The organism is Vibrio mimicus CAIM 602 (genome assembly GCF_000338875.1).
Classification (GTDB): Bacteria; Pseudomonadota; Gammaproteobacteria; order Enterobacterales; family Vibrionaceae; genus Vibrio; species Vibrio mimicus.
Genome location: NZ_AOMO01000053.1, coordinates 1 through 11,871 on the forward strand (window position 1 = coordinate 1; position 11,871 = coordinate 11,871).

Here is an 11,871-nt window from a genome sequence, read left to right on the forward strand (position 1 = left end):
CGCAAAACAATGCTCAATTGCTGACAGACTTTAAGCCCATAAGTAAAGGCACCAGACTGCTCAAAGCGACTTGAGCCAACAATGCTAACCTCGCGCAGACTCAAAAAACCAATGAGGCAATCACTCAGAATTTACAGCGCCAGATGCATTGCCGTTTCATTAGACAGCGAAAAACAATATTGAATTGCCGACAAAACCTGAACGAAATGCCAAAGAAATCGACAAACACAACCTACTGATTTTTATGGATTAAGCATAACGCCCGCCTAAGGGGCTGGCAACGCATGCCACTAAACTCAAATACAACAACCGAAACCACCGCAGCCCATTGGAACTGGAAACGCCGCGCGTTGACAGTCCCTCTTGAGGCGTTTGTTATGTGTGTGTTTCAGTTTGGCACGGCTGTAACCGTTGTGGAGGAAGGTTCATATATAATGAAAGTGTATGAGAAAAATCCAAACAATACTGCAGCTGCTGTTGTATCATCGGCTACTAATATAGCTGGAGACGCTGCTTTTACTGCCGGTGGGACTAAGGCTGGTGTTGCAGTAGGTACCTTCTTCGCACCTTATACATTTGGGTTAAGCATACGTATTGGCGGAGCTGTGGGTGGTTTTGCTGGGCACTTTGCATATGACACTTGGGTTAAACCTAAGGTTAGGGTGATTATTGTAGATACTCCATCTAGCAACTCATACCTGTATCACTTTGAAAACAATCAGCAGACTGGTAATGAGCTGCTCTATATATATGACAGATAGAGAGGTTAAATGAAACGTAGTCAAGAGAAAGCCCTACTATGGGCTTTCTTTTTCATATTGCTATGGATGTACGTTATTTGGTTTGGAATGAGAATCCCTTATCAACATACATCATTTTCTAGCTCGATTAGGTGGCTGGCTGTATTCCCTTTATTATTGAGTTTAAGTAATTACTTACTTTTCTTTAAATGTTACGGGACAGACAGAAAATCCCCATTTTTTATGAGGTTTGAAAAAGATAAAAAAGATAAGAAAAAGATAGAGGCAGTAAAAGCATTTTTACTATTGTCATTCTTTAGTGCATTTCTATCATATACGAGTATTTCTTATAGTGCTTGGTTGGCCATGCTATTGCCATCAGACTCTTATGAAAACACCTACAAAGTTGAGTCCTTTGACTATAAAGGTAGCAGGGGGATCTTAATTGAGGTGATTCAAAAAGGTGGCTCTAGCTCTTCTTTTTTGATGAAAACATGGAAATTTGAACAATCAGGAATAAAAAAGGGGGATCACATTCGTGTCGGAGGCGGTGAGAACTTTTTTGGTAAGTCAGTAACGTATGTATACAAAGTAAAGTGAATAGTAATTAAGCGGGACAGGCACTTTAAGGAAAAAACAATCACATTTTTGTTGGTAACTCACTTCTACAATGGGTGAGTTACCAGATAAGTACAAAGAGCAGCTAAGTGACCCGATATCTCGTCGAATTACACAAAATAGGTGATTTTCAGGTAACACAAAGAAAGACGTTGCCCGTTCGCCATGAACACATAACGCCGCGTTAAGGGGCGCAGGCACGCACTACAAAAGCTACCGCACAGTACCGTAACCACCAAACTCAACGCAAACTGAAAATACCACGCGTGCCAAGTCCCACTTGAACGCATTGTTATATTTTTATTTGTACACCACTTTGAACTGTTCTAGAACCAGCAGCATATCTTCCGACGGTGATATTCCTAGCTCTACGCACTCTCTCGAGAAGAAGTTCCAATGCGCCTCCCGCCACCAAGCTAGAGTCTTGTCACCCTCGCCTTCTAAAGCCGCGAACTCAGGTGTTACTTCGCTGTATTTTTGCTTGGTTACAGACGTCATTTCTATAATACAAATCGGTACGCCATCCCAATTTGTTACCACTTGAAGGTGTCCAACAACTGGCATTGGCTCGCCTTTTTCGCTGTACCAATAGTCTAAGCTGCATGATGCACGTTTTTCACCACGAAGGATTAACTCGGCACAGATATTTGCATTGCGTTCATCTGCACAGAAATAGTCTGAGCTGAACGAAGTGTACTTGGAAGCGACTTCATCAGGTAAAGAGTTCAGATATTGTTCCAGATAAACTCTACTTCTTTCATCCATGATTTTGACTCGAAAATTGATTAAAAATATAACGCCCGCTTAAGTGGTGAGCAACGCAATACGATGCATCCGCATAATACCTAAAACACTAAATTAACCGCAAACCACAAACGCCACGCGTTGCGAATCCGTCTTAAAGCGTTTGTTAGGGCGCTTGGATTCATCTTCTAGTTCCAATAAATCGAAGCTAGTTTTATCAATTTAGACTGCCCATTAACCAAGACACTGATCTCATCTAAACAACAACTTTTTAGCTTTAGTTCTGCCAGCTTATTATTTCCTAAGCAATATCGTATCTTGAAATCACTGAGCCTAACAACTGCAACCCTAAAGCTCATACCCTCAGTACCTTTTCCATTAGGGACTTCATCAATTACCAGCTTTACAAACACAATGTACTGACTATCTGAAGACCATAAAATATCTTGTGTAGCTCCCTTTATCTCTTCATTATTATCTATTGATAGATAACCCCATTCAGGACCACTCATCCACATTTCTCCGCCCGACCGATAAGTTGCTACGTGCTTTCCATCAGGGCTAATTGATTCAAACATCTAACTTAATCCTTCGTTCAAACGACAAACTTAATTTTAGAGCTAACTCGCCATGAGCCCTAACGCCCAATTAAGGGGTGAACAACGCTACCACCCAACTCAAAGCATTGTGCCATAAACACTAAATTTGAAGTAGAAGTAAAAATGCCAAGCGTTGTGAATCCCTCTTAAATTGCTTGTTATGTGGAGCTGCTATATTTAGCATTAATAGGTTTTCCATTATTTATGGTAACAATACATAAACCAGGGATAGTATAAAGCTTAAAAAATAGAACCTGACTTATACCGTTCCCTGCTGGTTCAAACTGATAATTGGCTGCTTCGCTGTTTATTTGTTCTAGTGAGCCATTATTTACTATTATATCACTAACCTTTATGCACAATTCCTGTGTTTGAACTTTAAAGTATCCAACTGACCCAACGATTTGGATCATAATAAACATGCTTAACACTAATATAATTTTTAGAGTTTTGTTCATTCTTCTCTATTCCACATAACGCCCTGTTAAGGTGTGAGCAACGCAATACCGAAGCTCCTGCATCCACCTTAAACACTAAACGCAACGCATAATAAAAGTGCCATGCGTTGCGAATCACTCTTAAACAGTTTGTTATATGCGTTTTATTGAGTGCAACATATAATCATTTTTTATGTACTCATCTTCGCTGATTACTGAATTAAAGAAAGCATTACTATGATCATCAGAGCGGTCTATAACTTTTTTAAGTAGGCTTAAGTTATTCAACTGTCTCTGATTTAATGCATTTTTAACTGTTTTCATATCACAAATATCAAGTTCATTTATAAACGTAAAATACTTTCCCAACAAACCAGAGATAAGATCAGAAATTTGAACTGCATTGCAGTTTATTGAATTGATAAACAAATGATTATTTAACTCTTCTCCGTTGTCATACAACGGGAAAGTATGCATGATTTTTTCTATTGACTTCTCATCATCAAAAATGTGTCTAGAGTTTTTAAATATATAAAGAGTTCTGACATAGAACGGAAGAAAATTATTAATTAATACGTTTGTCTCATTATCCATAACAAAGAAAAGTTTTTTTAGGAGCGTCTCGTTTTGAAACAATGACAATAACAAATCTTTTCGCTTACTTTCCAAAACATACGAGTTTAACTTAATGAAACTTCGAAGCCAGACGACAAAGTTTGTAATATTCTCTTCTCTTATATTGGGATATTCGAAAGCTCTCATCATGTCAAAGAATGCATCCTTTTCGTTCATTGCCACTTTGTACAAATCACTTTTTAACATCATGTGATAGCTAAATAACGAGTTATCACCGATTTCATCTATTAAGGAGTCTATGATGTCAACAATAGCCCAATAGTTAACATTTAAATTAAAATAGTGGATGTATAATTCTTGCTGTTCAAGCCAGTCGAGGAATACCCCTACTTTCTCCTCATTCAAAAAATCAAGAAAATTACCACTACCAATATGCTTTGTTTTTATTTCTTTTACATTTTTCTGAAGTTTAAGATCTTCCCTTAAACTACCAAGATCAATATCTTCTACGATATCATTAACTACAATACCAGATAAAACAAAGTTATCTTGTTTGCTTATATTAAAGCCGCCTGTTTTTAAATAGACTTTTCTAAAGTTATTACTTTCATCATAAAAAAAGGTATATTTTTCATCAACATTTCTTAGTTGATGCATCCTGATGAAAGGTGTTCTCATTTCATTTACATCAATTCCCACAACGACCTCCCTAAGCATATAACGCCCGCCTAAGGGGCTGGCAACGCACTACCACTAAACTCAAACACAGCAACCTTAACCACTGCGGCTCAATGGGACTGGAAACGCCGCGCGTTGACAGTCCCTCTTGAGGCGTTTGTTAGTTTCTTAGCCTATTGTTTAGCAATCACTTTTTAAACACATTTTCTTGAAAACCATTTTACGTAAAAGCATCACGCAAACACACGTCCAACGCCAAAAGCTGTGAAGTTGGCGACCAAAAAGCAAAACGGTCTAGGTTAAGTTGGCCACGATTAAGAGTCCGCGACAAAGAAAGCATGATTTCAGCGGTGATGAAGCCCTTTGTGAAACTAAACTGGCCGTGTTGAACATCCGACAACATTGAAGCTTCGAGGCTTGTTGGTTTTCAGCGACTTTGAAATAGCTGAACTTTCAACACTTTCTACCAAATCAACATCAGGCAAAACTCAAAAGCCAAATAGTGCGACTTGAACGCTTAAAGCTGATTTTTCAGGGCATTGAATCTGAGCTTTTGATGATTTTTTCTAGATAGAAACTAACGCCCGCCTAAGGGGCTGGCAACGCATAACACTAAACTTAAACACAACAACCGTAACCACCGCAGTTCATTGGGACTGGAAACGCCATGCGTTGACAGTCCCTCTTGAGGCGTTTGTTATGCCAAAAGTACTCGCTTCATCAACTGCGCACTATCACCATAACTGTTACATACTTCTTGATCCACACTTGTAAAGCCCTGTTTTTGCCAGAATTGCATCGAATTCTGAACAGAAACTAGCAAGATTTCTTTGTAACCTGAGGCTGTCGCAATATTCACTAAATGCTCAATCATTTTTGAGCCAATACCTTTGCCATACGTGTGATTCGATACCGCTAAATCGTGGAGAAATAAAATTGGGCCTTCTGTCCCTTTCGGTAATTTATCGAACAATTTCGGAGGCGTTCTGCTATTCCAAGAATGCGCTAATAAATACCCCATTAATTGTTCATCATCTCGGTAGGTAAAGCAGCTACTTGGCGATCTTAACCACTTATCCCTCAATACTTCTAGGCTCTCTGGTTCAATCAAATGATAGACTTCTGCTTACAATTTCAATATCTCAGACCACGTGGTTTCCACGATAGATTCTATTGACATACTCCGACCTAAAATACTTTGGGCATAACGCCCGCCTAAGGGGCTGACAACGCATTACCACCAAACTCAAACACTACAACCGTAACCACTTCGGCTCAATGGGACTGGAAACGCCTCGCGTTGACAGTCCCTCTTGAGGCGTTTGTTAGCTTCGTAGCCTATTGTTTAACAATGATTTTTTAACACATTTTCGTGAAAGGCATTTTACGCAAAAGCATCACACAAACACACGTCCAACGCCAAAAGCTGTGAAGTTGGCTTTCAAAACTCAAAACGATCAAGGCTAAGTTGGCCACGGTTAAGAGTCCACGACAAAGAAAACCAGATCACAGCGATGATGCAGCCTTTTGTGAAACAAAACTTTCCGTGTGGAACATCCAACAACTTTGAAGCATCGAGGTTTGATGGCTTTCTGCAACTTTGAAACTGCTGAACATTCAACACTTTCTACCAAATCAGCATCAGACAAAACTAAAAAGCCAAATAGTTCTACTTGAACGCTTAAAGCTGAATTTTCACAACAAATGAGCTTAGATTTTGATGATTCTAGCCTTTAAGAAGCTAACGCCCGCCTAAGGGGCTGGCAACGCATACCACTAAACTCAAACACAACAACTGCAACCACCGCGGCTCAATGGGACTGGAAACGCCACGCGTTGACAGTCCCGCTTGAGGCGTTTGTTAGTTTCGTAGCCTATTGTTTAACAATGATTTTTTAAACACATTTGCTTGAAAGTCATTTTACGCAAAGCATCACACAAACACACGTCCAGAGCCAAAAGCTGTGAAGTTGGCTGCCAAACCTCAAAACGATCAAGGTTAAGTTGGCCACGGTTAAAAGTCCGCGACAAAGAAAGCACAATTTCAGCGATGATGCAGCTATTTGGGAAACCAAACTATCCGTGTTGAACATCCGACAACATTGAGCAATCGAAGCTTGTTGGTTATCAGCGATTGTGAAACTACAGAACTTTCAACGCTTTTTAGCAAATTAGCATCAAGAAAACCCCAAACGCCAAATTGTGCAGCTTGAATGCTAAATGCTGAATTTTCCCGAGAGAAACTAACGCCGCATTAAGGTGTGAGCAACGCTACCACGAAACTAAACCATACCACCGTAAACACAAAACCCAACGATGACACCAAAAATGCCAAGCGTTGGGAATCACTCTTAAATGCTTTGTTAAGTTTCTACTGCACAGTATGAATTTTTGCGTTCACTAACATATCAATTATCTCATCGATAACTTTATTTTCTTTTGAATCGCTGCTTTTTACATTTCGCATAGACTGTAGCATTAATTTTTTACTTTCTTGTAGTCTTTGCACGTTGCCTAAAAAGTCTGTGAATAGCTGAGCTTCGGCTTGTTGCAACCAACTTTCAAAATATTCGGCATCTTCAGCAAAATGCGTCACAATCGCCTCAGGAACATAAGTAAGTGCCGACTCAAAAAATACACCAAGTTCAATCCAGACTGCACCATCTCTGTTCAACCAAGCTTGCTTTAACTGCGCCAATGGCTTGTAACTTTTCTTAATATCTCTCGACTTAAATATACTTAGCACATTTGATTGATTTTTTGACAACCAAGTGAACGCAGATGTTCCTGTGGTCCCCTCTCGTAGATCAAGCTTCAATAGCAACTCTTGACTCAATGAAAGCACTCTTTTTGCATCGTTTTCCGTTACTGCATCTTCCAGGTGAACAGACTGATTTCTTTTTACTCGGATCTCATGTAATAGTTGAGCATACTTTTCTGGCAATAACTTGGCTTCTTTTGATTGCTCAATTAGTTTATGCATATTAACTTTTGCGGAATCTACTCCTCTGTCAGCCAACATTCTCCTGATGGTCGACTCAATAACCTTACTTGCATCCAAGACGGACAGGTCGTACATACCAGAGTCATACAATTCCTTTGCCCGCTTGAGCATTTCAACCTCTTGCTTTTGTTCTTCGGCACGCTGTGCCGACTGGAACTTATCTCGAATACCTTTAAAAAGTACGTTAGAAATTACGCTACCCAAAATCGAGGAAGCAACACCCAAGATTACCCCTATTACATATTCAGGAATGGCATGCGAATACTTTGAAATCACAGGGATTAATTTGGAAGCAGCCCAAAGCACCAAGAACAAAATTGGAACTATTAGTGCGGCTGAATAGCAAAAATTACTAAGTTTATCGAGAACAGATACATGCTTGGAAGATGCAAATTGAAGAGATATAAAATAGACTGCTAAACCCAATAATGCAGTAGAAAACAGATACGCTTGTTCAACCGTTATTTCGATATTTGCAATTATAAATCCAAAGTCTTGATTTGCGTCTATCAAGGGCTTAATTGCAAATATTGCAGCCAACAAACCGACTGTAAATCCAACTTTGGTTTTGAAAAAATCGTCCATATGGACATATACTCCAATAATTACACCAACTAGGCTCAATAGAAACTTAACGCCCGCCTAAGGGGCTGGCAACGCATAACACAAAACTCAAACACAACAACTGCAACCACCGCGGCTCATTGGGACTGGAAACGCCGTGCGTTGACAGTCCCTCTTGAGGCGTTTGTTAGCCATGAATTTTTGGCAACTCATGCTTCTTTACAAAAGCCATTTAACTAGGAAAAAGAAATACCTCAGAAACGTTTATAAGAAACATCAAGACTCCCTGCCTATGGGAAATTCTTATCATTCGAAATTACTACTTGGATGACGATCATTATAATGATGGAAAAGAAACGATAGAGGAAAATTGCTATCGGATTATCTGCATACGCACCAAGCAATATTACCACCCAGTTTTTATCCCGCAAAAAAGTAATTAAAAATATACCAACACCAGCGAACCAAACATAGCTAAATGTAATAATATTCTCTAGTGTATCCACGACATAAAAAAGCCTAAACGTCAATAAAACAACAATTGAAATAAATAAAGTTTTAATTTTCATCAACCATTCCAAATTTTATCAATTCCGAAATTGTTCATATTTCTACTAATTCTTATGAAGAACTTACTAGATTTTTATTTTGATTCCAACCATTCAAAGTACAGATTAATGGCTAACGCCCGCCTAAGGGGCTGGCAACGCATTACCACTAAACTCAAACACAACAACTGCAACCACCGCGGCTCAATGGGACTGGAAACGCCACGCGTTGACAGTCCCTCTTGAGGCGTTTGTTATGTGATTTTCATATGTGGGTGAAAAATCGATTTTAGCTCAGATAAAGTATCCATATGCCATTGAAGCAACTCTGACTCTTTTTCAGCAACTTCATTTCGCTTATCTCCAATAGGAAGGCCTTGACCTCCACCACTTGGATACAGTTTTTCATTATAAGAAGCCATTGATATCGATTGTTTGTATATTTTTGAAATAAGGTCAGAAATTTCAGAATCGAATAAAAAGGCAGCCTCTGATGCCTCAGAGTTAAACTTCAAAGCATCTTGATAAGTAGTTCTACCCATTTGAACCGTCTTAGAAAGGTGTAACTGAACGGCCTTGTAAACTGCTAATCTTCTCTCATAGGTTTCATGGTTCAACCTCTGTCTATTAATTACATATTGTTGGTACGCAACATAGATACCAATGATAGTCAGAATAGGAACAAGTAAGGCCGATAGGATTGTAACCCAATCGCTTTCCACTCTAGATACTGTTTCTACCACAACTCTAATAGGTTTATCCGAACTCAAATTGCCGCCTTATCACATAACGCCCTGTTAAGGTGTGAGCAACGCAATACCGATGCCGCCGCATACCACCTTAAACACTAAACGCAACGCATAGTGAAAATGCCACGCGTTGCGAATCACTCTTAAACAGTTTGTTATGTTGTAGCTTAAAGCACACACTTTAAGCCACCTGTTCGATCGTAAGATCAAATTGAGTGTCTTGGATATTCGCTGATATAAACGATGAACCACGTGGAATTAGCACTTCCTGAATGTCAGGAGAATAATCGTCCGAGTACAAGGATATATCTCTACCGTTTAGGTGCGTAATTTTAATTAGCATACAATCATGCTCTACCATAGTAAGTTCATTTGGAACTTTCAGTGTGCTTAAATAAGCCCCGTCGATTACTACTTCGTTAGCTGCCAGTTTACCTTGTTCATCTAATGTTGGCACAGACCAGCGATAAACAACCCTCTCACTATAAATAGGAAGTTTGTTTAGAGCAGAGTCGACAAGTTTGATTAAAAAATTATTTAGTCTACCCTCTCTTAATGCTGCATTGATTTCTCTATACATTGGCGGGTAACAAACTGTATATGCATAGAGAGCCACTGCCTCATCTCTAGATAGGAGTACTTCTTTTTGAACTTTTGAGTGATTCAGTATTACAACACTCCAAAACTGGTCATATACTGCGACCTTTAAGAAATTTTTTAAACTCTTACTCATTACTTCCAATTGTACCAATTACAACATAACGCCCAATTAAGGGGTGAGCAACGCGACCACCTAACCTAAAGCATTATGCCGTAACCACTAAAATTGAAGTAGAAGCAAAAATGCCAAGCGTTGGGAATCCCTCTTAAATTGTTTGTTAGTTTGCTTGCCTCGCGCAGCTCCATTTCCCCAACGCGCTGAATTGGTAAAAACTACTGGCTTTGAACCCAAATGTAAAACTTAAACGCCAGAGTTTCTAACCCAACCAACAAAACGGACTTGGCTAAGTGCGACAAGGGGAAATGGGAGCAACTTAGCCGCAAAGAAAAGAAACCGCACCAAAAAAACGATGACGAAAAAGTTAGAACCAGTAAACGACGGCCCCACCGCGAACACTTCCCTTATAGTGCCACCGGAAAGTTCGTGATGTTGGCAAACCAACAGGTGCAAAGCCCAGTAACCGGACTAGCCTTTTATTACTTTGCAAACTAACGCCCGCCTAAGGGGCTGGCAACGCATAACACTAAACTTAATCACAACAACCGAAACCACTGCGGCTCATTGGGACTGGAAACGCCGCGCGTTGACAGTCCCTCTTGAGGCGTTTGTTAGCTTCGTAGCCTATTGTTTAACAATGATTTTTTAAACACATTTGCTTGAAAGCCATTTTACGCAGAGGCATCACACAAACACACGTCCAACGCCAAAAGTTGTGAAGTTGGCTGCCAAAACTTAAAACGATCTAGGCTAAGTTGGCCACGGTTAAGAGTCCGCGACAAAGAAAGCAAGATTACAGCGAGATGCACCCTTTTGTGAAACCAAACTTTCCGTGTGGAACATCCAACAACTTTGAAGCGTCGAGGCTTGATGGCTTTCTGCAACTTTGAAACTGGCTGAACATTCAACACTTTCTACTAATTCAGCATCCGACAAATTCGAAAGCCAAGTTGTGAAACTTGAACGCTAAAAGCTGGTTTTTCACAACAAATGAACTTAGATTTTGATGATTCTAGCCTTTAAGAAGCTAACGCCCGCCTAAGGGGCTGGCAACGCATTAACACCAGGCTCAAACACAACAACTGCAACCACCGCGGCTCAATGGAACTGGAAACGCCACGCGTTGACAGTCCCTCTTGAGGCGTTTGTTATACAAACATTCACAGTTTTTCTGATAGCTTTTTTAAATAGTTTTTAGCCAGTTGATTGTTATCTCGACTTAGCCATTTGATGCAATCGAAAAGCTCCCAAATCAAACCTTTGTCACCATGAACATAAGTTGGGAAATCTTCGTGCTTCGGCGCAGGAATGTCGGTTAATCGACTTTCAACCATTCCTGTTTTATCAAACAGCACTTTAAATGGTTTTGATATCTCAAAAGGCTCACTTAAATCTAGGCAATGAATTTCAGCACTTGTCAGGTCACCAAAAATGTACTTTCTGAAATAAGCATTTTCGTTGTGAGCCCCACTTAAACAATAGAAAATCTCTTTTCCCGATTCGAATGTCTGAAAGCAGCGATTAGAGTCATTATGAAAGTTGTTTTGAGTAAAGATAAGAACATCCGCGTCGGAAACTCTATCGCCAGTACCTGCTGCAAGTGAACCAAGTAAAACACCTGCAACCACATTTTCTTCATGCATAAATGAGGATAAAACAGACTCAATCAGCTCACTTTGAAGTGGCAACGTTTCAAGTCCCAAGTCATCCAGACTCATAGCTAACTCCGTTTGTATAACGCCCGCCTAAGGGGCTGACAACGCATTACCACAAAACTCAATCACCACAACTGTAACCACCGCGGCTCAATGGGACTGGAAACGCCTCGCGTTGACAGTCCCTCTTGAGGCGTTTGTTATGCTTAAGCTTCAACACTTTACATTTGAACCAACTCAA

At 39.9% G+C, this 11,871-nt stretch carries 17 protein-coding genes and 3 pseudogenes; 2 read left to right on the top strand and 18 right to left on the bottom strand.

Annotation, left to right across the window (positions count from 1 at the left end; all coding sequences use genetic code 11):
• A pseudogene (locus tag D908_RS23285) lies at window positions 1–104 on the bottom strand (DUF3709 domain-containing protein); the annotation flags it as partial.
• 180 nt (window positions 105–284) lie between these two features.
• On the opposite strand from D908_RS23285, the gene D908_RS22410 reads away from it, so the two are divergent.
• Entirely contained in the window at window positions 285–761 is a 477-nt protein-coding gene (locus D908_RS22410) for a DUF1196 family protein (RefSeq protein WP_005526308.1), read from the top strand.
• A gap of 9 nt (window positions 762–770) precedes the next feature.
• On the top strand, window positions 771–1,340 hold the full coding sequence (locus D908_RS04335; protein WP_005526309.1) for a hypothetical protein: 570 nt from the start codon (window positions 771–773) through the stop codon (window positions 1,338–1,340).
• A 318-nt stretch (window positions 1,341–1,658) separates the two neighbouring features.
• Here the strand turns inward: D908_RS04335 and D908_RS04330 are convergent, their stop codons facing one another.
• The 17 genes and pseudogenes from D908_RS04330 to D908_RS04290 form a co-directional block, all read right to left on the bottom strand.
• A complete protein-coding gene (locus tag D908_RS04330; protein WP_005526311.1) occupies window positions 1,659–2,123 on the bottom strand; it encodes an ASCH domain-containing protein in 465 nt (154 codons plus the stop codon).
• Window positions 2,124–2,290: 167 nt separating this feature from the next.
• Entirely contained in the window at window positions 2,291–2,680 is a 390-nt protein-coding gene (locus D908_RS04325; RefSeq protein WP_005526312.1) for a hypothetical protein, read from the bottom strand.
• Between the two features lie 179 nt (window positions 2,681–2,859).
• Window positions 2,860–3,159: a hypothetical protein gene (locus D908_RS04320; RefSeq protein ID WP_005526314.1), complete on the bottom strand. Its 300-nt coding sequence runs from the start codon at window positions 3,157–3,159 to the stop codon at window positions 2,860–2,862.
• 132 nt (window positions 3,160–3,291) lie between these two features.
• Window positions 3,292–4,413 (bottom strand): DUF3800 domain-containing protein, encoded by a 1,122-nt coding sequence (locus D908_RS04315; RefSeq protein ID WP_235047378.1) that lies wholly within the window; start codon window positions 4,411–4,413, stop codon window positions 3,292–3,294.
• A 159-nt stretch (window positions 4,414–4,572) separates the two neighbouring features.
• The gene (locus D908_RS22635) at window positions 4,573–4,680 is read right to left on the bottom strand and encodes a Tfp pilus assembly protein (protein ID WP_235047379.1); all 108 of its coding nucleotides are present in this window, start codon (window positions 4,678–4,680) and stop codon (window positions 4,573–4,575) included.
• Window positions 4,679–4,795 (bottom strand): annotated as a pseudogene (locus tag D908_RS23025) (DUF645 family protein); the annotation flags it as partial. The gene D908_RS22635 and the pseudogene D908_RS23025, both read right to left, overlap by 2 nt.
• Window positions 4,796–5,089: 294 nt before the next feature.
• Window positions 5,090–5,503 (bottom strand): GNAT family N-acetyltransferase, encoded by a 414-nt coding sequence (locus tag D908_RS0119810; RefSeq protein WP_315972154.1) that lies wholly within the window; start codon window positions 5,501–5,503, stop codon window positions 5,090–5,092.
• Window positions 5,504–5,751: 248 nt separating this feature from the next.
• Entirely contained in the window at window positions 5,752–5,868 is a 117-nt protein-coding gene (locus D908_RS22645; RefSeq protein WP_082321030.1) for a Tfp pilus assembly protein, read from the bottom strand.
• Window positions 5,834–5,956: a DUF645 family protein gene (locus D908_RS22650; RefSeq protein WP_005526326.1), complete on the bottom strand. Its 123-nt coding sequence runs from the start codon at window positions 5,954–5,956 to the stop codon at window positions 5,834–5,836. Before D908_RS22650 ends, D908_RS22645 begins: the two co-directional genes overlap by 35 nt.
• A 317-nt stretch (window positions 5,957–6,273) precedes the next feature.
• Window positions 6,274–6,447, bottom strand: coding sequence for a DUF645 family protein (locus D908_RS20655; RefSeq protein ID WP_230611335.1), 174 nt, complete (start codon window positions 6,445–6,447; stop codon window positions 6,274–6,276).
• Window positions 6,448–6,763: 316 nt separating this feature from the next.
• Window positions 6,764–7,981, bottom strand: coding sequence for a DUF4145 domain-containing protein (locus D908_RS20185; protein ID WP_005526332.1), 1,218 nt, complete (start codon window positions 7,979–7,981; stop codon window positions 6,764–6,766).
• Between the two features lie 269 nt (window positions 7,982–8,250).
• On the bottom strand, window positions 8,251–8,529 hold the full coding sequence (locus D908_RS04305) for a hypothetical protein (protein WP_005526334.1): 279 nt from the start codon (window positions 8,527–8,529) through the stop codon (window positions 8,251–8,253).
• 233 nt (window positions 8,530–8,762) lie between these two features.
• A complete protein-coding gene (locus D908_RS04300; protein WP_000093325.1) occupies window positions 8,763–9,278 on the bottom strand; it encodes a hypothetical protein in 516 nt (171 codons plus the stop codon).
• A 160-nt stretch (window positions 9,279–9,438) separates the two neighbouring features.
• Window positions 9,439–9,990, bottom strand: coding sequence for an ADP-ribosyltransferase (locus D908_RS04295; protein ID WP_005526339.1), 552 nt, complete (start codon window positions 9,988–9,990; stop codon window positions 9,439–9,441).
• A gap of 616 nt (window positions 9,991–10,606) precedes the next feature.
• Entirely contained in the window at window positions 10,607–10,720 is a 114-nt protein-coding gene (locus tag D908_RS23030) for a Tfp pilus assembly protein (protein WP_302848778.1), read from the bottom strand.
• Window positions 10,710–10,886 (bottom strand): annotated as a pseudogene (locus D908_RS23035) (DUF645 family protein); the annotation flags it as partial. The gene D908_RS23030 and the pseudogene D908_RS23035, both read right to left, overlap by 11 nt.
• A gap of 249 nt (window positions 10,887–11,135) precedes the next feature.
• Window positions 11,136–11,693 (bottom strand): hypothetical protein, encoded by a 558-nt coding sequence (locus D908_RS04290; RefSeq protein WP_005526341.1) that lies wholly within the window; start codon window positions 11,691–11,693, stop codon window positions 11,136–11,138.
• Window positions 11,694–11,871 lie beyond the last annotated feature (178 nt).